Origin of the sequence: Sphingobacterium lactis, from assembly GCF_011046555.1 — a bacterium.
Lineage (GTDB): Bacteria > Bacteroidota > Bacteroidia > Sphingobacteriales > Sphingobacteriaceae > Sphingobacterium > Sphingobacterium lactis.
Window position 1 is genome coordinate 3,698,970 of sequence record NZ_CP049246.1, and the last position, 21,624, is coordinate 3,720,593.

Below are 21,624 nucleotides of genomic sequence, written 5' to 3' on the forward strand. Positions count from 1 at the left end.
CCCAATGTTCGGTTTGCATGCAGCATCCGGACATTGGGGCCTCTTCGTATAATGTTATAGGTGTATTTATTTCTCTCTTAGGAATGCGAATGGGTGAAAACCTGCTCTTCGATATCCACATCGCCATTCTCCGAGATGCTCAGGAATTTGACCGGTACCACCTCGTTCACCAATAATGGATCATATGGCGTACGCACCTTCACATAATTCTTCGAAAAGCCATGCATGTAGCCATCTTTCACATCCCCCTCGAACAACACTTCATCTTCAGACTGCAGTTGTGATTCGTAGAATGCGCGGCGTTTCTTTTCCGACAGGATATGCAACATCTTGCTGCGATCACTTCGTTGTGCTCCCGGCACTGCGCCTTCCATCTGGGCAGCAATGGTATTTTCACGTTCCGAATAGGTAAAGACATGCAGATAAGAAATGTCCATATCATTCAGGAAATTGTAGGTGTCGATAAAATCTTCACGGGTTTCACCGGGAAATCCAACGATCACATCTACACCGATACAGCAATTCGGCATCAGGGATTTGATCTTGGCTACGCGCTCTGCATAGAGTTCGCGCTTGTAACGGCGGCGCATCTGTGCGAGTACTTTATTGTTTCCGGATTGTAACGGCATATGGAAATGCGGCACAAAACGTTTGGACTGCGCCACGAATTCGATGATCTCATTGGTCAACAGATTGGGTTCAATGCTGGAAATCCGAATGCGATCGATACCCTCCACGTCATCCAATGCTTTCACCAAGTCTACAAAACGGTCCTGACGTTTACCATCGCGAACGCCAAAATCGCCGATATTAACACCGGTCAAGACAATCTCTTTCACACCGGAAGCAGCGATTTCCTGGGCTTGGCGTACGATATCGTCGATATGTCCCGAACGGCTGGCCCCGCGGGCCAACGGAATCGTACAGAAGGTACAGGAATAGTCACATCCGTCCTGCACTTTCAGGAAAGTACGCGTACGGTCGCCTATGGAAAAAGCCGATACGAACTGATGGGTCTCATCAATCGGCGCATTGTGCACGACGGCCTTTTCATTCTTGGTCAAATCATTGATATGCTCAATGATATTGAATTTCTCTGCAGCTCCCAACACCATATCTACCCCCGGGATCTCGGAAATCTCCTTCGGTTTAAGCTGCGCATAGCAACCAACAATGGTGATATAGGCATTCGGTGAGTGCTTCAGGGCTTCCTTTACGACCTTTCTACACTTCCTATCGGCATGATCCGTCACCGAACAGGTATTGATCACATACACATCCGCCTCACTGTTGAAAGGCGTCGTTTCGTACCCCGCATCGTTAAAAATACGGCCAATAGAGGATGTCTCTGAAAAATTCAGCTTACAGCCCAACGTATAGAAAGCAACTTTTTTTCCCATGATATTTTGCAAAAATACATAAAATGAAGCAAATTGTTAATTGTAAGTGTTATGTTGAAAAATTGTGAGATTCCAATGATTTAAAAATGGGTATCTTCGTAGCTAATCAAAAAACAGGACAAATCCCATGAAACAGTATTTAGATCTCCTCGAACATGTCTATACCCACGGTGTGGAAAAAACTGATAGAACAGGTACAGGCACGAAAAGTGTGTTCGGATACCAAATGCGTTTCAACTTAAAGGAAGGATTTCCCTTGGTGACGACGAAGAAGTTACACCTGCGGTCCATTATCCATGAGCTCATCTGGTTTCTGAAGGGGGAAACGAATATCCAGTACCTGAAGGAAAACGGCGTCAGTATCTGGGATGAATGGGCGGATGAAAATGGCAACCTCGGGCCGGTCTATGGTTCGCAATGGCGATCCTGGCCAACGCCGGACGGCCGACACATCGACCAGATCACGCAGGTCATCCAGCAACTGAAGAATTCGCCAGATTCCCGTCGGATCATCGTATCGGCATGGAATGTGGCTGAAATCGAAAACATGGCGTTGCCGCCGTGTCACGCCTTTTTCCAATTTTATGTCGCTCCCGTACAACCTGAGAAGGGAATATTGAAGCCCCAATTGTCCTGCCAGCTGTACCAACGCAGTGCGGATATCTTTTTGGGTGTTCCGTTCAACATCGCTTCCTATGCCCTATTGACCATGATGGTCGCCCAGGTATGCGATATGGAAGCAGCTGAGTTTATCCATACACTCGGCGATGCCCATATCTACAGCAACCATTATGAGCAGACGGAACTGCAATTGAGCCGCGACCCGAAACCGTTGCCGACCATGCAGATCAACCCGGAAGTCAAATCCATATTCGACTTTAAATTCGAGGATTTTGAACTGCAGAACTACGAACATCACCCACATATCAAAGCACCTGTTGCCGTTTAACAAAAACACTGATTAAAGTCCATGAGTCAACCAACACTGACATTAATAGTAGCCGCCGCTGAAAACAACGCAATCGGTAAGAACAACGAGATGCCTTGGCATCTGCCCAATGACTTCAAGTATTTCAAATCCACAACGATGGACCATTCCATCGTGATGGGAAGGAAAACTTTTGAATCCATTGGCAAGCCACTTCCCGGAAGACGTAACATCGTCATCACCCGTCAGAACGATTTCCGTGCGGAGGATGTGGATGTCGCCAACAGCATTCAGGATGTGATGAACTATTGCCGCGATGAAAAAGAAGTTTTCATTATCGGAGGCGCCAATATCTATAAACAGACGCTTCCCTTAGCGAATACGGTTCACCTGTCCCGGGTGCATACGACCATTCCGGATGCGGATGCCTTCTTCCCAGAACTCCCTGAACAGGATTGGAAACTGGTCAGTTCGGATCCGCACCAGAAGGATGAGAAGCATGCATTCGACTACACTTTTGAAGTTTACACTAGAAAATAAGGGAACCATTTCTTTGGCTTCCCTTTTTACGTTATATTAAAACCATGATGAACAGCAACATTCACTTTCAACTTTCTTTTATCGAACCACAGGCGCACTATGTCGAAGTGACCATGCAGATCAACGGCATTGTTCAGGATTTCCTGGACTTAAAGATGCCGGCTTGGACACCAGGCTCCTATCTGATCCGTGAATTCGCCAAGAATATTGAACAAGTTGCTGCTCATGATCCCGATGGGAATCCTTTGCGCATCTTCAAGACCAAGAAGAATACTTGGCGCGTTGAAACCACATCCGGGAATGCCCTGGTAACCTACCGGGTGTACAGTTTTGAACGATCGGTCCGCACCAATTTGGTGGATGATCAGCATGCTTTCATCAGTCCCGCAGGAACTTTCCTCTATGTAGATGGGTACCTCGACCATGAAAGCACCGTGGAAGTTATCCTGCCAGCGCAATGGAAGAAAATATCGACAGGTCTTGCGCCCGTAGCGGGCAAGGACCATGTCTTTTTCGCAGAGAATTTTGATATCCTCTACGATTCGCCATTGGAGATCGGTAACCAGGATACCTGGACGTTCGTTGCGGCCGGTATTCCGCATGAATTTGCCATGGTCGGAACGGCAGACTATAACAAGGAACAACTGAGCCAGGATATTACCAAAATCGTAGAGGTGGAAACCGCGCTGTGGGGTTCCAACCCGAACGACCGGTATGTGTTCATTACGCACAACTACCAGAGTGCGCACGGTGGTTTGGAGCACTTGAATTCGACAGTCCTTGCTGCTTCCCGTTCCGCTTATTCCAGCCCAATCGGGTACAATAACTTCCTGAGTCTCGTAGCACATGAATACTTCCACCTGTGGAATGTGAAACGCCTGCGCGCCGAGCACTTGGGACCCTTCAATTATGAAGAGGAAGCCTATACCCCACTGCTATGGATTTTTGAAGGCTTTACCGCTTATTACGATAACCTCATCACCCGCCGATGCGGATTCCGTAATGAACAGGAATACCTGAATGAGCTGGTTGTGGAATTCAACCTCGTCCTGAACCGTCCCGGACATAAAGTGCAGTCGGTTGGTCTTTCCAGTTTTGACACGTGGATCAAACAGTACCGACCGGATGAAAACTCATCGAATGTCAGCATCTCGTATTACAACAAGGGAGCGATGTTGGCCACCATGATCGATATCAGCATCATTGCCCATACGAAGGGCGAAAAACGATTGGATGACGTTTTACGGGCAGCATATAAGCAATTCTACCTGATTGAGGACCGCGGCATTACCGAGAAAGAATTCCAGGATCTTGCCGAACAGGTAACGGGTGTATCCCTGCAGGATATCTTTTCCGCAGTATATACTACCGAAGAATTGGACTACAATGCGTACTTCAATTTGGTGGGCTACCAATTTATCGATCAGAACAAACTTTCACAAACGCCGAGCCTAGGCATCAAGGTCAACCATCACGATGGCCGCACGACCATCAAAGGTGTAGACCGCAACTCAGCAGCGTGGACCGATGGATTGAGCGTCGATGATGAGATTATCGCTGTGAACAACAACCGCCTAGATCCTATGGGTCGCGAGTTGGACCAAGCCATTACCTTTAGCGCAATTGGTGATACTTTGACTATCCTGGTTTCCAGAGATGGGGTGATCCGTGAAATCCCGGTTACCCTGAAGGCCAGCGATAAGGTTTCCTACTATATTGAGCGCAATCCGGAAAGTACCGAAGAACAGCGCCGCTTGGGTAATATCTGGCTGTCCCTACAAGAAGGATAACCCGAGAAAAGAATAGCCGGCAATTGCATCTGTGTTGTTGCCGGCAAAAATATCCGATAGGAATCAAATGCACGGGTTTGCGGAGCCACCGAAAGGTAACAACCAAGTTTTTCTTTTTTATACATAGGCACCTGCATGCAAAAACAAATTTCCCTATCTTTATTTCACCTGTCCAATCCAACCCAAAGACATGGAAATAAAGAATATACAAGCACACAACCTATTTGCCTATAGACGTTTGAGACGGGCCATTGGGTATTTGGGCTTCTTTCTGCCCATTGTCCTGGTATTGCTGTCCACGATATCCTTTTTCCAAACACGTATCCAACCTTCCATCAGCCATTATTACTACACCAATCTTCGGGAGATTTTCACCGGAACACTATGTGCCGTAGGACTTTTTCTGATCTGTTACAAAGGAAATGGAAATCGATCGCTGTTCAGGAATGACAATGTCCTTACCAATATTGCAGGGTTCATGGCCTTTGGTGTTGCCTTTATTCCTACCGACCCCATTGCGGATACTTGCCTGCAATGTACCCTCATCAATTTCAGCCTCACGTGGTTGCATTACGCCTTTGCAGCTGTACTGTTCAGCATATTTGCCCTCCTCTCCATTAATGTGTTTACCATCGGTCAACAACCCAATCCCACTATCCCGGTCAGCATGTTCAATGAAAATAGGATCTATAGGATCTGTGGATACGGCATAATCGTATGCATCATTTTGATCCCATTCAAGTTATTCAGCTATTCCACTTTGGTATTTGAGGCACTTGCCCTCTGGCTATTCGGTATTTCCTGGCTGATCAAGGGACGCGCCCTCGGTGATGAAGGTGAAATTGGCGAAAAGATATATCGGGAACACAACCCGAAGGATACGGAAGAGATGGTGGAGGACCAACTCAAAACTTAATTCCTAGAAATCCAATCCTACTCAGCTTGATAGCAAAAAAGAAATCCTGATAGTCTTAGCGCAGTCCCAATGGTTGAAGACCGCCGCATAGCATATCAGGATTTCTGTCTATTTTCAGGATGTTAAGACTGTTACTTGAACAGCTTTCATCCTATTTGTTCCATTCCTAGAAAGTATAGCGAACGGAGAAGCCCAAGCCTTCCACGATACGGAAACCTGTTTCTTCCAAAAAGTCAAAATAAGGCTTTGCATCCAAGCTCACAGCGATCGGTGCCGAAGGAATTTTATATTCCACACCCACGATACCGTCAATACTCAACCCCAAACCGGAGTGCTTATCGAATCGTTCACCTTGGGCATTGGTATGTGCTTTTCTGGTATATGAGCCAACACTACCACCAAAACCATAGAACCACGTGAAGTCATCGATCAATGGCCGATGCATTTCATATAATCCTACCAAACGGAACCTGCTCATTTCCGAGTTGCTCTGTATGCTCAAGATACCTTCCACAGCTTTATCCGGCGCCATGGTGTACCGGTAGGTTAAACCTGTTGCTGAGCCGAAACGCGCACCGAATGCATGCGGTGTCTGTAATTGGGCTTGTGCAGACTGACTTGTTACTAAAAATGTAAGGGCAAAAACAAATGCTAATTGTAAAACTTTTTTCATTGAAATGTGATTTCTAAACGTCCAAATGTACTATTTATTTCTAAACGTAAGAAACGTTAATTCGGTATAACAACAGTCAAAAATTATTCTGCAAGCATAGTTTCTGAGCAAAAAATTTTATATTAGTAATGCCTAGCAATTAGGGTTAACCAATATATGTGAATTTTAAAAGCGGAGACAACAGATGAATAACTTTAAGATATTATTTGACTTAATCAAGAATTACGAGAAGCAGTTTACAAAAGAAATTATGGTTGCCGGTCGATCGAAAGATGGATGGCGTACCTTTTCCACAAACGAATTCGTTGACATAGTCAATAACCTGAGTAAGGGGCTAATCGCCAAGGGCATCAAAAAGGGCGACCGTATTGCCCTGATGTCCGGGAACAGGCCAGAGTGGAACTTCATAGATTTTGCCTGTAACCAATTGGGAGTGGCAACAGTTCCCTTGTATCCGACACTCTCCAATCAGGATTTAGTATTCATCCTGGACAATGCGGAGGTGAAGATGCTTTTCGTCAGCAATGAGGAATTGGCAAAAAAGGCGGATAATGCCCTGAAGGAAAACAACATGAACCTAGAGGCCTACACCTTCGACGAAATTTCCGGCAGACCAAATTATCGGGAAGTAATGGATTTGGGGAAATCCCAAGATATCGATCTGGAAACCTTCCGTAGTGCGGTGCAGCCAGACGATCTACTGACGTTGATCTATACTTCCGGTACAACGGGCAAACCTAAAGGTGTTTTCCTATCCCACAAAAACATCATCTCCAATGTCGAAGCATCTAATCATCTGGTTACGGAAGAATTCCAGAAAGCACTAAGCTTTCTACCGCTATGCCATATCTTCGAGCGCATGGTGGTTTACCTATACCTATCCAGAGGTGTGCAGATTTATTATGCCGAGAACCTGGATAACATCGTTGTCGATATCAATGAAGTAAAACCTGACCTGTTCACGACCGTGCCACGCGTACTTGAAAAAGTTTACGACAAAGTGGTGGAAAAAGGAAAAAACCTGACAGGCATCAAGAAGTCCCTATTCTTTTGGGCGTTGGATCTTGGATTGCGTTATCAAGAACCCCAGAAAAATTCCGGTATGTACAACTTCAAGTTGGGAATTGCACGGAAGCTGATCTTTTCGAAATGGAAAGAAGCATTGGGTGGCAACATCAAATTGATCATCTCCGGTGGAGCAGCTTTACAGGAGCGTTTAGCGCGTGTATTCTGGGCAGCAGGCATCAAGGTATTGGAAGGTTACGGCCTGACCGAAACCTCCCCTGTAATTGCGGTGAATTCCTGGAAAGATGAAGACGTGAAGTTTGGAACCGTTGGCCGCGTATTGAACAACCTGGACGTGAAGATTGCCAGCGATGGCGAAATCTTGGTGAAAGGACCGTCGATCACCAAAGGGTATTACAATAATGATGAAGCTACCAAAGAGGCCTTTACGGAAGATGGTTATTTCCATACCGGGGATATTGGTGAACTGACACCGGATGGCTTCCTGCGCATTACGGACCGTAAAAAAGAAATGTTCAAGACAGCCGGTGGTAAATATGTCGCTCCACAGGTCATTGAAAATAAATTGATGGAGTCTACCTTGATCGCACAGGTGATGGTAATCGGTGAAAACCAGCGTTTTCCTGCCGCCCTTATTGTCCCTGCCTATGAGGAACTTGAAAAATATGCTAAGCATAAAGGCATCGCATTTAACGGAAAAGAAGATTTAATCGAAAAGCCGGAAATTTTGGCAAAATATGAGCAGGTAATTTCACAGGCAATGGCTAACTTTGGCCATTGGGAGCAGGTGAAGAAGTTTAAGTTACTGCCAAAAGAATGGTCGATTGATGCTGGTGAGCTAACGCCAAAATTAAGTCTTAAACGAAAAGTTATCCTGCAGAAAAACGAAGATATTGTAAAATCAATCTACGCAGAACAAGGGTAACCTATGCTAAAAACTATTTGGATCAAGATTAAGGAATTCTGGGGTTTATTATTTGATGCAGGAAATGCATTTGCGGATGACAATTGCATGAAGCTGAGTGCTTCCCTGGCCTATTACACCGTTTTTTCCATTGGTCCATTGTTGATGATCCTGACCTGGGCCTTGGGTTTCTTCTACGGCAGTGCCTTGGATGGAACCGATGGCGCCCGCGAGCAGGTCATCGATGAACTGAACGATATCTTTGGCAAGGACATCGCAACCCTGTTGGAGTCTACAGTGCACAACCTTTCACTGGACAGCAAGTCCAATATCGGAATTATCGTCGGGGGTGCGACGCTTGTCTTTACCTCGACGACAATCTTTGTCGATATCCAAAATTCCATCAATACCATCTGGAAAGTAAAACCTAAACCAAAAAAAGGCTGGCTAAAGATTATCATCAACCGCTTGATTTCGTTCTCCATGATCTTGGGGTTGGTATTTCTGTTGATGGCTTCACTGGTCATCAGTAGCTTGATCGGGATTGTGACGGACTACTTCAACCAATTTATGGAACAGTGGAATATCAGCATGATCGATTGGGTGAACACCGCCATTACGTTCCTGGTGATTTCATCGCTGTTCGGCATTATCTATGCTTTCCTGCCCGATGCCAAGGTTCGCTTTAAAGATATCCTTGGGGGCGCCCTTTTCACGGCATTACTCTTTATGTTGGGTAAATATGGGATCTCCCTCTACCTCTCGAAAAACGTAACGGCAAGTTCTTATGGCGCTGCAGGATCGATTATCATCCTGCTGGCCTGGGTATATTACTCTTCGGCAATTCTGTACTTTGGCGCCGAATTTACGAAGTCCTATGCCGTGAAGTACGGTAAGGGCATCCAACCGAGTTCCTATGCGGTATTGGTGAAGCAGACCGAAATGGAAATCGACCCGGAAACCGGTATCCGCGAAATCGTGAAGCACCCCAACGATCCAGTCCAATAGTGGAGGAAAACAAAAGTGTACAGTATATGTTGCTGGCAGGGCTTTTCTTTGCCCTGATGAATGTATGCGTAAAGTTTGTGGCCCACCTCCCTACGCTGGAAGTAGTTTTCTTCCGCTCCGTTATCAGCTTGGTCGCTACCTATGTCATTCTCAAAAAGGATAAAATTCCTTTATTCGGAAACAACAAGAAACTCCTCATTTTCCGCGGAATTGCTGGCTGTCTCGGTCTAATCGGTTCCTTTTATACCATCCAGCATATCCCGCTTGGCTCCGCTGTCACGATCAATTACCTCTCGCCATTATTTACAGCGATCTTGGGCATATTTGTCGTGAAACAAAAGGTTCGGCCCATTCAGTTCCTATTCTTTGCCCTGGCGCTTTCCGGAGTTTTGATGCTGAAAGGATTTGACAGTAGGATTTCGACTTTGGACCTGGTCATTGGTCTATTGGCGGCACTCTTTGCGGCCATTGCCTACAACATCATCGCCAAATTGAAGACCTCAGAGCATCCCTTGGTCATTATCTTCTATTTCCCATTGGTTACCTTGCCCGTGGTCGGGATCTACTGCCTCTTCAATTGGCAGATGCCGCAGGGCTGGGATTGGTTCTACCTCCTACTCGTAGGCATCCTGACCCAATTGGCGCAATATTACATGACCCTTTCCTATCAAAGAGCCAATCTTTCGAAGGTCGCCAGCTTAACCTATTTGGGTGTCGTTTATGCACTTGGCTTCGGCTATTTCCTTTTCGATGAGACCTATACCCTCTATTCCATCCTCGGCATCGTTTTAATCCTTATCGCCATCCTGCTCAATATGCGGGTAAAACCTGCGCGATAAGGACAAAAAAAGAGGTCAACCGTTGGGTTAACCTCTTGTATTGTTGGAAAAACATGGCGGAATACCCAGTGGGCATTCCTCATGACGCCTTATTTTACATCGTAATAGAAGACTTTTCTTCCCACATTGCCTTCCATATCATTTCCTTCTACGACCACTTTGTATTTTCCATTGCCATCACCGTTATAGAATTCCAAGTCAACCTGACCTTTCTTGGTCACGCGGATTTCTGGATTCCAGTAGATGGTTGTTCGGTAATCGTTTGTGTTCTTCGATTCCGGGGTATTGTATTTTGGTTCGTAGAACTTGCGTTCCTTTACATATCCTAACGGATAGAAATCAATGACGTTGGACTTCGGCAACATGGCTTCAATCTGTGCAGCGGTCATCCGTGGTTGTTTCTTTTCCTTTTTGGTGATAATCGATACGACACCATCATTCTGATAGGTATTCCGTACGGTACCCAGATCGTCACGCAAGAAAATCTCAATTGCTTCGATATCGGCGACCTGGATGGAATTGATAGCTGGTTCATCGATCGGCATACCGTTCAGGAAAAACTGAACCGGCACCCGGCTTCCCTGATTGTAGTTTCTGGTGACATAATATTTAAGGGTATTGATGTCGTAGGTAATTCCGGTAAGCATGGTATTCAAACACATGGACAAAACATTACAGCCGGCAAAACGTGTGCCTTCGATCCGATGTTCCGGCATGGAAAGCCCATTCAGTGCGGAGAAATCCTTACTGGTCTGTTTCTTTTCCACTGTACCGGTCACCACCACTTCCTCAATAAGGAAAGATGTTCTGAATTCCTTCTTGCTGTTATCCAGGTAGGCTTCCAGATTTTGATCGATATTTTGGATCGCAGCAGCCTTATTCGGGTTATTCTGATCGATCTCTGGGAAGTACGTTGGATCCAGGGTGATCACCAAACTGCGGAAATTATCATTACCACGTGCGTTCAAGGTTGCCTTAAGGGAATCTGTGAACACGAGGTTATCAAAAGTATAACGTCCTTGGTTATCGGTATATGCATCTTTTTTCACAGCTGCTCCTGGGATATTCAACAACAGCCCACCGTTCGGCTGGGTGCGACCTGTGTTCTGTCTGAGAACCCCAGAAATGGAAATTCCCTGCTCAGGCATGAACTTCACCTGTGGCAGCTTGCCCTGCACCAGGTCATTGTACACAAACCTGCGGAAACCTTGGGTCATCATCAACGCATCTAGTGCCTCTACACGATTTTCATTCTTGGTATTGAAATAATAATTCGGTTTTTCGATATATCCCTTCAGGTCCGAGTTCAATAACATACTGCTCACGATACCGCGGTCATCGTCATCGTTATGTGGAATTTTCGATTCATCGATTACGGAAACCGAGAAGTTCGCTGGAATGCTATCCGTCCGCGGTGCAACATCCAACTTCATTTTAACAAGGTCCTTACGTCCATAGCTAGCTTTATCCGTAGCGACATTGATGGGCAATAAGGCCTGTGGTTGGATGAATACCAAGCGTTCGGAAACTGGTGTTCCATCTGGTGTCATGAGTGTAATCTGCACGACCCCATTCGGCATATCCTTCAACGGGATTTTCACCGACACGGCAGGGCTCTTAATGGAAGCCTGTGCAGCATAGATCAAATGGCCATTGAGCTGTCCAAAGACATAGTAGGGTTTGTTCTGAATCGTATTGAAATATTGGTCATTGGTCACCAATCCCAAGCTGATGAAATCGGCATCTTGGGAAACCGCCACCACGTTGATCTTATTATCGACAACGGCAGGCAGATCAACAGTCCTTTCCTGGCCATCGCCTAGGGTTACTACCGCCTTATAGGTTTCTCCAGCTTGCGGAATCATATTGAAGGATCCCATACCCATGCCGAAGTCCTCGAAGGTCGCAACTTCTTTTTTCTTGCTATCAATTATCTTACCTTTCACCCGTACGCTGGATCCATTGGAAGCCATGGCTTTGAAAGCTACTTTCTTACCCACTCCGGAGATCAGATCTCCCCCTTCCGGGAAAAACTGAACATCCACATCCATATAGGCATTTGCCAATGGATATTGGCCAACCAAACTTCCTTCCCCTTCCAATTGCACAACCAATCGACCTGACTTGAACTTCTCCCGTTCCTTGTTGGCTAAGTTGATCGTTACGCGGCCCATATCATCGGTTTCTGCTTTTCCTTTATCGAAAGCATCCCAACCATCATTGGCCTGCCAATTTAATTTTCGGCGTCCCAAGAGCTTTCCTTCCCTATCGCGGAACTGCAGAGTCGCCTTTGTACGGTTTCCATCTTGCTGAAAGTTGATATTGGCGCCCAATTTTTTATTGATGGCATCCCCGATAGGTACCACCTTGTTATAAAAGTAGCCCATATCGAAGTTCATCATCCATTTCGTATAAGCACGGAATCGGTAGTTGTCCTGTCCGTAATACTGTGGATCTAGTACCAATTGCCCTTTTCCCGCGCCTTCCTTCAGCGGTATACGAAGCGTCTGGATAAGGGAATCCCGGCCATTGATCACATCGACATATGCCACTTTGCTGGGTTCGTAATTGAACAGATTCGTATTGAGATAGGTCTTGAACCACAGGGTGTCCCCTACGGCATAATAAGGTTTATCGAAATGTAGGTGAATTTTTTCTACCGGATAGACCGAAAAGTACTTTTGCACATTTTCAACAGCGGTATTTATGGGAATTGTGGGCTTTTCCTGCCCTTGAACAGCACCGAATACGGAAAGTAAAATGCAGCATGCTAAAAAAATACGATTTACTGAACTCATCAATATTTAGTTTTGAAAAAGCTAAATATATCGAATTTTTGCGAACAAGGGTAACCTCCCGCTAAATTTAACAGCTTGCCCTAGAGCAAAGGTGCTAAAAGTCGACAGAGCGAATCGACACCACGCTTCCAAGCTTTCCGTTTCCCCCAATCCTTGAAATAGATCTGCCTACTGCCCTGTTTGTCAATTTCGAACTGATCTTCCATCTTTTTACAGAAATCCCGGTTCGAGATAACAGCTTGCACCTCATAGTTGATATAGAAACTACGGAAATCCAGGTTTACGGTTCCTACATATGCGATCTTGCCATCGATAATGGAAGTTTTGGCATGAAGGAATCCTTTTTCATATAGATATACATTCACACCGCGCTCCAACAGCGGTTTCAAGTAGGAATAGGTGGCGTGCTGCACGATCCAGGAGTCACCTTCGGCAGGGATCATAAGATCAACCTGCACACCTGCTGCAGCAGCGGTCTTCAATGCGGTTGCCAGTTCCTCGGAAGGAATAAAGTACGGCGTACATAATTTAATTGATTCACTGGCCTCCCCGATACTAATCAATAGGGCTTCCATATTGAATGGCCCAACAGATCCCGGATCACTCGACGCAAGTGCGACAGCACTCAGTTGATCGGTTACCTTAGGTGTTTCGCGCAGATAACCATCTGCTAGGTTGAACGATTCGCCATCGGTCTGGTTCCACGAATTCCAGAAGCTGATCTGGAACATGGTCCCTACATTGCCGACAACTTTCACAGAGGTATCCCGCCAATAGAGCCCGAATTCATTTGGATTGATATAGCGGTCGGAAATATTGATGCCGCCGATATAACAGGTAAACCCATCGATTACGGCTATCTTTCGGTGGTTTCGGTAATTGCTATTGGCCAAAGAGGTAAATGTAACCGGTAGGAAGGCTTGGAACTGAATTTTCGAATCTTTCTTTTTCCGCATATAACGCACCAATTTCGGCGAACCAAAACTATCGACGATCAAGCGGACAATGATCCCTTCACTCGCTTTTTTTTCCAATAGATCCAGCACCTTGGTACCAATGTTATCCAAGTCGAAAATATAGTACTCCAGATGGATGGAATGTTTTGCCTCTTCCAGGGATTGTAGGAACAGCGGGAACTTTTCCTCTCCATTCACCAATAAAGTTACTTCATTATTGAGTGTCGGCGTGGAAAGCTTCTCATTTTTTAAATACGAATAAACGCGTGAAAGGTCACCAATCTTACTGTGGATATTCCGGATCGACCACTGCATAAGCGGTTCCAGGCGCTGAAATTCCTTTTTCAGGCGTAACGTCTGCTCCTGATTGATGCGTTTCATCTTCTTTACCTTCGAGAATTTCTGACCAAAGAGGTAATAAAGGACTAGACCTAAAAATGGGATGAACACAATGACCAAAACCCAGGATATGGTCTTGGTGGGGTTTCTATTTTCAATAAGAATGGTTAAGGCAACACCAATATACATGATGGACATGGGGATGTAGCCCCATTGTTCAAGAAATTGAATTACTGGCTGAACGTATTCCTGCATAGTTTACGGATATTAAGCACAACAGTATTTTGCCATCTTTGTTTGTCCGGTGGCATAGGTTATTGTTCCTAACAGGCAAGATAGAAAAGAAATTAGAAATTAAAACCCCTCTCCCTATAATTTCTTAAAACCAAGTGTACTTGAACAGACGCTAAAATAAGGAGTAGAACAGGTTTTACGCGCAATTCATAGCGCCCTCGACATGGAGAAGCGGACTGAGGTAAGGAATATCGAGATTGGCCCCGCGAAGGATGAACCAGGCGCCCATAACAATAAATAGCACTGGGAGTACAGTGGCGAAGCCTTTTTTAAAGATTCGTTTGGGAAAATTTCCGGCGAACGAAAACACCAATAATAACGGAAGCGTCCCTAGACCAAACAGAACCATAAACAGAAAGCTGTTGGTCATGGAATCGGCATTGACCGCAGAAGCAAGCGCCATATACACCATACCACAGGGCAACACCCCATTCAATACACCGGCCACAAAACTACCGCCAGGGCGGTATAGCCATTTCCCCATAAATTTGGCAAAGGGTTGGATGGCCTTGGTCTGGAATGCGGCCAGTTGTGCGGATGATTTCCCGAACATATGGAAAAGACCAATAGCGAGCAGGATCATTCCGGTCACGAGGCTAAATCCCTGTTGCCAGCCCTGTATCGCTGCTGTACTGCCTATCAGACCCAATAGTAGGCCCAGCAGCCCATACGTCAGGATCCTTCCCAATTGGTAGAGCAATTTATTGGCCGTCGTTTTCCAGGAGATGCCCTGCCCTGCCTGTACGGCGAGCAACAGGGGACCACACATCACCGCACAGTGAATGCTGCCCAAAAGGCCCATGAAAAATGCCAAGTAATGGTACGTCATTGCTATTGTATAAATACGGCATGGTCGGAAATGTAGGGTTTCCCGGCATGCTCCCAATCGATTTCTAAATTCCAATTGCCCCGTTTAAAGGTCTTAATCGGAAGTTTAAATTCATTTGTACTGGTCTGAAACGGCAAAGTTACATCGACTTTGCGATCATCAGGACGCAGAAAATTCAAGCTCCCCTTGTTGCCATCCGATGCAAATGCCAAAATCAGGGTATCCTTTTGCACCTTGATCATGGGTTTTGCCCGATCGTCCAGCAGGTTCTGTTTCTTATGGATGGTTTCATCATAGGTCAGACTTTTCTCATAGTAATCCGTATCCACCAAGGTATCGGTGTCATGACTGACCATATATATCCCTGCGCCAATGATAAAAAGCATAAAAGCGCCCAATCCAAAAACTATTTTATATCCCCAGTTCATGTTACTTCTTTTTAGGAGGCGCAATAAAGGTCGTCTCCATGGTTTCCAACACCTTACCTTCCGACACAATATCCACTTCAACATCCGTTTTATACTGTTCGATGGCAGCTTGATCAGCAATTAAAAATACACTTATTTTAGCATTTCCCTCGCGTTGGAGATGTGATATCGGGTTAACGACCTGAATCGTTACGCCCGGTGTTTTACTCACCAGTTCAAAATCAACATCTTTGCTGGTTTTATTGATGATCTCCAAAGAATACAGATTCGTTACAGTACCATCATCTCGTTTCTGATAGGTACTCCCCTTCGCCCTTAACATCCGGCCGTCAAGGTCGGAACGGCTAAAGATCATGAAACCAAAGATTCCCATCAATACCACCAGAATACCGGTGTAGATAATGGCCCTCGTATTTCGTTTCTTACCGATCTGTTCAGTTTCGGTACCTTCAGCCTCGGCCATGGTGTAGAATCCAATCAAACGCTTCGGTTTGTTGATCTTTTCCATAACGGCGTCACACGCGTCAATACATGCGGTACAGGACACACATTCCAACTGCGGGCCCTTCCGGATGTCGATCCCTGTCGGGCAGACATGGACACACAAGCTACAATCGATACAGTCTCCTTTTGGTGTCGTATCCCCCTTGCGCACTTTTCCCCTCGGTTCACCACGGGCCACATGATAGGCGACAGTAACGGAGTTATCGTCCAATAACACCCCTTGCATACGGCCATACGGACAGATGCTGGTACACACAATTTCCCGAACGTAGGCAAAGACAAAGTAGAATACCAAAGTAAATACCAGAATGGAGATGAAACCGACGATATGCTGATCGATCGGATCGGTCGCAATCTTGACCAATGCATCAAATCCAATAAGGTACGACAGGAAAAGATTGGAGATGATAAAGGATATCAGCAGGAAAATCGAATGCTTAAGCACCTTCTTCCATGCCTTGGCATCGGTATCGGGGCCTTCGTTCAATTTCTTCTGCTGGGTCCAATCGCCTTCGATCAGGTATTCAATGCGCCGGAAAATAAGTTCCATAAAGATGGTCTGTGGACAGGTCCATCCGCACCAGACACGGCCATACACAGCCGTGAACAGGACGATACAGACCAGCACGATCAACATTCCGAAGAGGAAGATATGGAAATCCTGCGGGTAGAATATGTTTCCAAAGATGGAGAACTTCCTTTCGATGACATTGAACATCAGGAAAGGGTTCCCATTGATCTTGATGATTGGCGCTAGAAAGAAGAATAGTAGTAAACCATACCCGACCACCTGTCGATAATTGTAGAGTTTGCCGCTTGGTTTCTTTGCGTAAATCCAGTTTCTTTTCGATTTTTCAGGTTGGTTTGCTTTCGAGTTTTCATTTACTACTATTCCCATGATATTTTTATTTAATTGGCAGCAGCTGTGCTATCGGCGGGAGCTTCTCCCCCTTCGGTAGCTGCCTCTGCACTTCCACCCTCACTTTCATAAGCTTTCACTTCTTCTCCTTCAGCCGGTTTCGGATTTGCTGGATTGGTATCGCGAAGCGTCAGGATATAGTTACTTACTTCTGCAATTTGCGCAGGTGTCAAGGTTTGTTCCCAAGGCACCATCCCTTTATCGGGCACACCATATTTGATGGTATGGAAGATGTCCTTGATTTCCCCACCGTGCAACCAATAACGGTCAGTTAGGTTCGGTCCGATGGTTCCTTCACCGGCTTGACCATGACATGCCGCACAGTTCGCAGCAAAGATCGCTTTACCGTTTACGGCTAGGGTACCTGTTTCATCCACCTCGATGGTATTCTCATCGAAAGAATTTGCCGCTTGGGCAAGGAACTCCTGCTTTTCTTTTTCCGCTTGTGCCATCTCCCGTGCATATTCCTGATCTTGGTTCAGTCCCCATCCGAACACTTGATAGATCAAGAGATATACCACCGAGAACACTACTGTAGAATAGAACAATGCATTGAACCATACTGGGATTGGGTTATTCAACTCGACGATTCCATCGTATTCATGATCATCGATAACCAAATCCTTTTCCTGCTCGATCGGTTTCAAACCCAAAAAGGTATTCCAGGTTTTCTGCCAATTGGTCTTTCTTGCGGTCTTTTTCTTGAACTTCGCTTGTTCTTCCTCCTGTACGACCTCTGGCATGGTCACCTTCAACATGGAACGTAATGCTCTGTTGATGGCAATCGCTGCTGCCAGGACAGCCACAAGGACGATAAACACCGCTAGGTAAAAGATATCGTTGTATAAATTCCCGGTACCAATGGCTAATAGCCCTGGTGCCGCGCTGCTCATGATTATTAAAAAATTCATATACGTTTGGATTCAGTTGGGTTCTCTAATTCATTCTCGGATTCCTCGAATGGCAAGCCTTTCATGTAATCCACAAAGCTCTTTTTCATGGTGAACAACATAATGGTCACCAGAATGAAGAAGGATAGAAAGATGAGCAATGAAGCGATCATATAGATCTCATCTCCGTGTAGGTTTGTGATTTGCTTCCACATAATATTTTCCTTTCTTGTATTCGATTAATTATTAGCGGCTACTTCGCTCGCCTCTTCTTTCTTTGGCTCCGCTTTGATATCGGTACCCAAGCGTTGCAGGTAGGCGATCATGGCGATAATTTCCTTGCTCGGTTCTACCTCGACATCGCTGTCTGCCAATTCCTTCGCAATCAGTGCTGCTTGTTTCTCTGCGTGCTCTACGGCGTTGTTCACTTCATCATCTGAATATGGAACCCCTAGATTGCGCATTGCTTTCATCTTGCCAGTCAGGTACTTGTAGCTGATATCCTGGGTATGCAACCAAGGGTATGCAGGCATGATACTTCCCGGAGAAGTGATGGTTGGGTCAAGCATGTGGTCGTAGTGCCATTTGTGCAGGTATTTACCACCAATACGGTGCAAATCTGGTCCTGTACGTTTGGAACCCCACAGGAATGGACGATCATAGACGAACTCACCGGCTTTACTGTATTCACCATAACGTGCAGTCTCTGAACGGAATGGACGGATAGTCTGCGAGTGACAGTTCACACAACCCTCGCGGATATAGAGGTCACGACCGGTCAATTCCAAGGCCGTATATGGTTTGACAGAAGATATCTTCGGTACATTTTCCGTTACGGTAAAGGTTGGGATCATCTCCACGATACCACCGATCAGGATGGCGATCAAGGCTAATACCATGAACAACATCGGCTTGCGCTCCAATCTTCTGTGCGCAGAAGGCTCTGTGTGTTTCACTGGTTCCAATGCTGGTGCTTCTGCTGGTTCATCAGCAACGAGCTTACCGGATTTCACCGTTTTGATCAAGTTGTACGTCATCAAGATTACCCCTGATAGGTACAACACACCACCTACGGCACGCATCATGTGCATCGGTAGGATTTCCAGCGTTGTTGCCAAGAAGTTCGGGTATTTCAATACACCTTCCGGAGTGAAGTCTTTCCACATCAGTCCTTGTACCACTGCTGCCCAGTACATTGGAATAGCGTAGAAAAGGATACCTAATGTACCGATCCAGAAGTGGGTATTCGCCAATTTCTTCGAGTACAATTGCGTTTTATAGATCCGTGGGATCAACCAATACAGGATGGCAAAGGTCATGAAACCGTTCCAGCCCAATGCACCGATATGCACGTGTGCTACGATCCAGTCTGTAAAGTGGGCAATTGCGTTAACTTGTTTCAAGGATAACATCGGTCCTTCGAATGTCGCCATACCGTAACAGGTAAGGGCCACAACCATGAACTTCAAGATCGGTTCGGTCCGTACCTTATCCCACGCCCCGCGAAGGGTCAAGAGACCGTTGATCATCCCCCCCCAACTTGGTGCAATCAGCATGATGGAGAATACGACACCCAGGGATTGTACCCAGCTTGGTAACGAAGTATACAATAAGTGGTGTGGACCGGCCCAGATATAGATAAAGATCAAGGACCAGAAGTGAAGGATACTTAATTTGTAGGAATAAACAGGGCGGTTAGCCATCTTCGGAAGGAAGTAGTACATCATACCCAGAAATGGAGTAGTCAGGAAGAATGCTACGGCATTGTGTCCATACCACCATTGTACCAAGGCATCTTGGACCCCGGAGTAGACATAGTAACTTTTCCAGAAGCTTACAGGTAGCTGAATGGAGTTTACAATGTGCAAAACGGCAACCGTTACGAAAGTTGCGATGTAGAACCAAACGGCTACATACATGTGTCTTTCCCGGCGTTTGATGATGGTTCCGAACATGTTGATACCGAATACTACCCAGATCAACGTAATCGCGATATCGATAGGCCATTCCATTTCCGCATATTCATGTGAAGTAGTCAAACCTAAAGGAAGGGTAATAGCGGAAGCAACTATGATCAATTGCCATCCCCAGAAATGCACCTTGCTCAGCATATCACTGAACATCCGCGCTTTTAAAACTCGCTGCATGGAATAATAGGCCCCCATGAAAATAGCATTTCCAACAAAGGCAAAAACTACAGCATTCGTGTGCAACGGACGGATACGTCCGAATGTGGAATATTGAAGACCAAAGTTCACCTCAGGCCACACCAACTGCAAAGCGGCCAGCAAACCAACGGACATACCGATGATCCCCCAGACTACAGTCGCGATTCCAAAATCCCTGACAATCTTGTTGTCATAATTAAATTGCTCTACCTGCATTATTACTGATATTAAGTTAACGATTCAAAAGTACCAGTATCCCCATGACATTCTAATGATAATGAGAAGCAAGAAAATGTGATTTGTATCACTTTTAAAATAATAGCTTGACCTAAGTGAATATTTGGTCAACGATTGATACCCAAATTCAGGTTCTTGAAGAAAAAACCGCCATAAAAAAAGCAGCCATATAGGCTGCCATTCAATCTTATAGTGAACTTAATTTTATTTACTATTTACCATCAACAAAAAAAGGTAGCAAAATTTGCTACCGTTAAATCTTTAAGTTTCGAAAATGAAGAGTTTGGTTTCCCAAACAGGTCTTAATTCTAACTACTTCATACTAACTACTATCTACTAACTGGACAGGTCATTTTCCAATACTGTTTTCATGGAAATGATCTTGTAGACATAAGCAGCAGTTTCGGAGTTTAACTTCAAATCGTAGTAATTATCCTTTTTCTGTCTGCGCAGGGAGGAGCGTAAGCTACCACCACCGACATTGTACGCGGCTGCGGCAAGGGTCCAATCGCCGAATTCCTTGTATAGGGATTTCAGGTATTTGGCAGCTGCATGCGTTGATTTCACCAAGTCCAAGCGCTCATCGACACTTCCATTGACCTTCAGTCCGTACAGACGTGCAGTTGCAGGCATGAATTGCCAGTAACCGCCTGCTCCCTTATGGGACGTGGTCTGTGGATTCAGGCTGCTCTCAACTACAGCAATGTACTTGAAGTCCTCTGGAACGCCGTAACTCTTTAGGATTTTCGCTATCCGCGGAAGCATTTTGTCCGCTTTACGATGGATGTGATGGGAAGGCTTTTTAAGATAAGCGAACCTGCTCAGGTATTTGTCAAGTTTACGCTTTACCGCGACTTCCTCTAACGGGATGTTCTCTTCGGCAAATGAGATACGATTGTAGAATTCGTTCGCTGCCGCTTCTTTCTTGGATGCTTCCACTGTTTCTGAAACATTGTCATGCATCGACTGGCCTAACGCCTTTCTAAAAGGATCTGCCAGATCTGGTTGGGGTTTTGAGTACGTGTTTGATAGTAACATAACCATCAGCAACGCACTGCTACATAATACTCTTTTTTTTATCATTCATTCCCTTACTGCTACCCTATCCACAGATTCTTTGAAACTGATCAAACAGTAGCTTGGTGAAAAAATTCAGCCCCAAAATTAAAGCTTACCGCCTTAGCAGACAAATACTTGAACGAACTTCTCCGTTAAGAAAAGTTAAAAACTGAAAAAAT

General features: G+C 45.5%; 18 protein-coding genes. 7 read left to right on the forward strand and 11 right to left on the reverse strand.

Annotated elements, in window-relative coordinates:
• Positions 1-77 precede the first annotated feature (77 nt).
• Complete coding sequence (mtaB, locus tag G6N79_RS16170) at positions 78-1,400, reverse strand: tRNA (N(6)-L-threonylcarbamoyladenosine(37)-C(2))-methylthiotransferase MtaB (protein WP_103907727.1); 1,323 nt, start codon at positions 1,398-1,400, stop codon at positions 78-80.
• Positions 1,401-1,527: 127 nt separating this feature from the next.
• Between mtaB and G6N79_RS16175 the strand changes: the two genes are divergently transcribed.
• The 4 genes from G6N79_RS16175 to G6N79_RS16190 all read left to right on the forward strand — a co-directional run bounded on the left by G6N79_RS16175 (position 1,528) and on the right by G6N79_RS16190 (position 5,574).
• Complete coding sequence (locus G6N79_RS16175; protein WP_103907726.1) at positions 1,528-2,349, forward strand: thymidylate synthase; 822 nt, start codon at positions 1,528-1,530, stop codon at positions 2,347-2,349.
• A gap of 21 nt (positions 2,350-2,370) precedes the next feature.
• Positions 2,371-2,868 (forward strand): dihydrofolate reductase, encoded by a 498-nt coding sequence (locus G6N79_RS16180; RefSeq protein WP_103907725.1) that lies wholly within the window; start codon positions 2,371-2,373, stop codon positions 2,866-2,868.
• A 44-nt stretch (positions 2,869-2,912) separates the two neighbouring features.
• A complete protein-coding gene (locus G6N79_RS16185) occupies positions 2,913-4,658 on the forward strand; it encodes a M61 family metallopeptidase (RefSeq protein ID WP_103907724.1) in 1,746 nt (581 codons plus the stop codon).
• A gap of 190 nt (positions 4,659-4,848) precedes the next feature.
• Positions 4,849-5,574, forward strand: a complete 726-nt coding sequence (locus tag G6N79_RS16190; protein WP_103907723.1) for a hypothetical protein — start codon at positions 4,849-4,851, stop codon at positions 5,572-5,574.
• A 166-nt stretch (positions 5,575-5,740) separates the two neighbouring features.
• Here G6N79_RS16190 and G6N79_RS16195 read toward each other — a convergent pair whose 3' ends face one another.
• Entirely contained in the window at positions 5,741-6,247 is a 507-nt protein-coding gene (locus G6N79_RS16195; RefSeq protein WP_200818845.1) for a hypothetical protein, read from the reverse strand.
• A 184-nt stretch (positions 6,248-6,431) separates the two neighbouring features.
• On the opposite strand from G6N79_RS16195, the gene G6N79_RS16200 reads away from it, so the two are divergent.
• The 3 genes from G6N79_RS16200 to G6N79_RS16210 are packed head-to-tail and all read left to right on the forward strand — an operon-like array spanning position 6,432 to position 10,024.
• Entirely contained in the window at positions 6,432-8,198 is a 1,767-nt protein-coding gene (locus G6N79_RS16200; protein WP_103907722.1) for an AMP-dependent synthetase/ligase, read from the forward strand.
• Between the two features lie 3 nt (positions 8,199-8,201).
• A complete protein-coding gene (locus G6N79_RS16205; RefSeq protein ID WP_103907721.1) occupies positions 8,202-9,185 on the forward strand; it encodes a YihY/virulence factor BrkB family protein in 984 nt (327 codons plus the stop codon).
• On the forward strand, positions 9,185-10,024 hold the full coding sequence (locus G6N79_RS16210) for a DMT family transporter (RefSeq protein ID WP_200818844.1): 840 nt from the start codon (positions 9,185-9,187) through the stop codon (positions 10,022-10,024). Before G6N79_RS16205 ends, G6N79_RS16210 begins: the two co-directional genes overlap by 1 nt.
• A gap of 89 nt (positions 10,025-10,113) precedes the next feature.
• Here G6N79_RS16210 and G6N79_RS16215 read toward each other — a convergent pair whose 3' ends face one another.
• The 9 genes from G6N79_RS16215 to G6N79_RS16255 all read right to left on the reverse strand — a co-directional run bounded on the left by G6N79_RS16215 (position 10,114) and on the right by G6N79_RS16255 (position 21,424).
• Positions 10,114-12,822 carry a carboxypeptidase regulatory-like domain-containing protein gene (locus tag G6N79_RS16215; RefSeq protein WP_103907720.1) on the reverse strand — a complete coding sequence of 903 codons (2,709 nt, stop codon included), beginning with the start codon at positions 12,820-12,822 and terminating at the stop codon, positions 10,114-10,116.
• Positions 12,823-12,902: 80 nt separating this feature from the next.
• Positions 12,903-14,372, reverse strand: coding sequence for a cardiolipin synthase (cls, locus tag G6N79_RS16220; RefSeq protein WP_103907719.1), 1,470 nt, complete (start codon positions 14,370-14,372; stop codon positions 12,903-12,905).
• Between the two features lie 175 nt (positions 14,373-14,547).
• A complete protein-coding gene (locus G6N79_RS16225) occupies positions 14,548-15,240 on the reverse strand; it encodes a sulfite exporter TauE/SafE family protein (protein ID WP_103907718.1) in 693 nt (230 codons plus the stop codon).
• A gap of 2 nt (positions 15,241-15,242) precedes the next feature.
• Positions 15,243-15,668 (reverse strand): FixH family protein, encoded by a 426-nt coding sequence (locus G6N79_RS16230; protein WP_103907717.1) that lies wholly within the window; start codon positions 15,666-15,668, stop codon positions 15,243-15,245.
• Between the two features lies 1 nt (position 15,669).
• Complete coding sequence (ccoG, locus tag G6N79_RS16235) at positions 15,670-17,070, reverse strand: cytochrome c oxidase accessory protein CcoG (protein ID WP_103907716.1); 1,401 nt, start codon at positions 17,068-17,070, stop codon at positions 15,670-15,672.
• A gap of 11 nt (positions 17,071-17,081) precedes the next feature.
• Entirely contained in the window at positions 17,082-18,002 is a 921-nt protein-coding gene (locus G6N79_RS16240; RefSeq protein WP_103907715.1) for a cbb3-type cytochrome c oxidase N-terminal domain-containing protein, read from the reverse strand.
• Entirely contained in the window at positions 17,999-18,196 is a 198-nt protein-coding gene (locus G6N79_RS16245) for a hypothetical protein (protein WP_103907714.1), read from the reverse strand. Before G6N79_RS16245 ends, G6N79_RS16240 begins: the two co-directional genes overlap by 4 nt.
• A gap of 24 nt (positions 18,197-18,220) precedes the next feature.
• Positions 18,221-20,365 carry a cytochrome-c oxidase, cbb3-type subunit I gene (gene ccoN, locus G6N79_RS16250; protein ID WP_103907713.1) on the reverse strand — a complete coding sequence of 715 codons (2,145 nt, stop codon included), beginning with the start codon at positions 20,363-20,365 and terminating at the stop codon, positions 18,221-18,223.
• A 357-nt stretch (positions 20,366-20,722) separates the two neighbouring features.
• Entirely contained in the window at positions 20,723-21,424 is a 702-nt protein-coding gene (locus tag G6N79_RS16255) for a lytic transglycosylase domain-containing protein (protein ID WP_160003811.1), read from the reverse strand.
• Between the last annotated feature and the right edge of the window lie 200 nt (positions 21,425-21,624).

Excerpts from the sequence above, each read along its gene's own strand:
- mtaB (WP_103907727.1), bottom strand. The coding sequence starts at position 1,400 with ATGGGAAAAAAAGTTGCTTTCTATACGTTGGGCTGTAAGCTGAATTTT.
- G6N79_RS16185 (WP_103907724.1), top strand. The coding sequence starts at position 2,913 with ATGATGAACAGCAACATTCACTTTCAACTTTCTTTTATCGAACCACAG.
- G6N79_RS16240 (WP_103907715.1), bottom strand. The coding sequence starts at position 18,002 with ATGAATTTTTTAATAATCATGAGCAGCGCGGCACCAGGGCTATTAGCC.
- G6N79_RS16215 (WP_103907720.1), bottom strand. The coding sequence starts at position 12,822 with ATGAGTTCAGTAAATCGTATTTTTTTAGCATGCTGCATTTTACTTTCC.
- G6N79_RS16175 (WP_103907726.1), top strand. The coding sequence starts at position 1,528 with ATGAAACAGTATTTAGATCTCCTCGAACATGTCTATACCCACGGTGTG.
- G6N79_RS16205 (WP_103907721.1), top strand. The coding sequence starts at position 8,202 with ATGCTAAAAACTATTTGGATCAAGATTAAGGAATTCTGGGGTTTATTA.
- G6N79_RS16255 (WP_160003811.1), bottom strand. The coding sequence starts at position 21,424 with ATGTTACTATCAAACACGTACTCAAAACCCCAACCAGATCTGGCAGAT.
- G6N79_RS16195 (WP_200818845.1), bottom strand. The coding sequence starts at position 6,247 with ATGAAAAAAGTTTTACAATTAGCATTTGTTTTTGCCCTTACATTTTTA.
- ccoN (WP_103907713.1), bottom strand. The coding sequence starts at position 20,365 with ATGCAGGTAGAGCAATTTAATTATGACAACAAGATTGTCAGGGATTTT.
- cls (WP_103907719.1), bottom strand. The coding sequence starts at position 14,372 with ATGCAGGAATACGTTCAGCCAGTAATTCAATTTCTTGAACAATGGGGC.
- G6N79_RS16230 (WP_103907717.1), bottom strand. The coding sequence starts at position 15,668 with ATGAACTGGGGATATAAAATAGTTTTTGGATTGGGCGCTTTTATGCTT.
- G6N79_RS16190 (WP_103907723.1), top strand. The coding sequence starts at position 4,849 with ATGGAAATAAAGAATATACAAGCACACAACCTATTTGCCTATAGACGT.
- G6N79_RS16245 (WP_103907714.1), bottom strand. The coding sequence starts at position 18,196 with ATGTGGAAGCAAATCACAAACCTACACGGAGATGAGATCTATATGATC.
- G6N79_RS16180 (WP_103907725.1), top strand. The coding sequence starts at position 2,371 with ATGAGTCAACCAACACTGACATTAATAGTAGCCGCCGCTGAAAACAAC.
- ccoG (WP_103907716.1), bottom strand. The coding sequence starts at position 17,070 with ATGGGAATAGTAGTAAATGAAAACTCGAAAGCAAACCAACCTGAAAAA.
- G6N79_RS16200 (WP_103907722.1), top strand. The coding sequence starts at position 6,432 with ATGAATAACTTTAAGATATTATTTGACTTAATCAAGAATTACGAGAAG.
- G6N79_RS16225 (WP_103907718.1), bottom strand. The coding sequence starts at position 15,240 with ATGACGTACCATTACTTGGCATTTTTCATGGGCCTTTTGGGCAGCATT.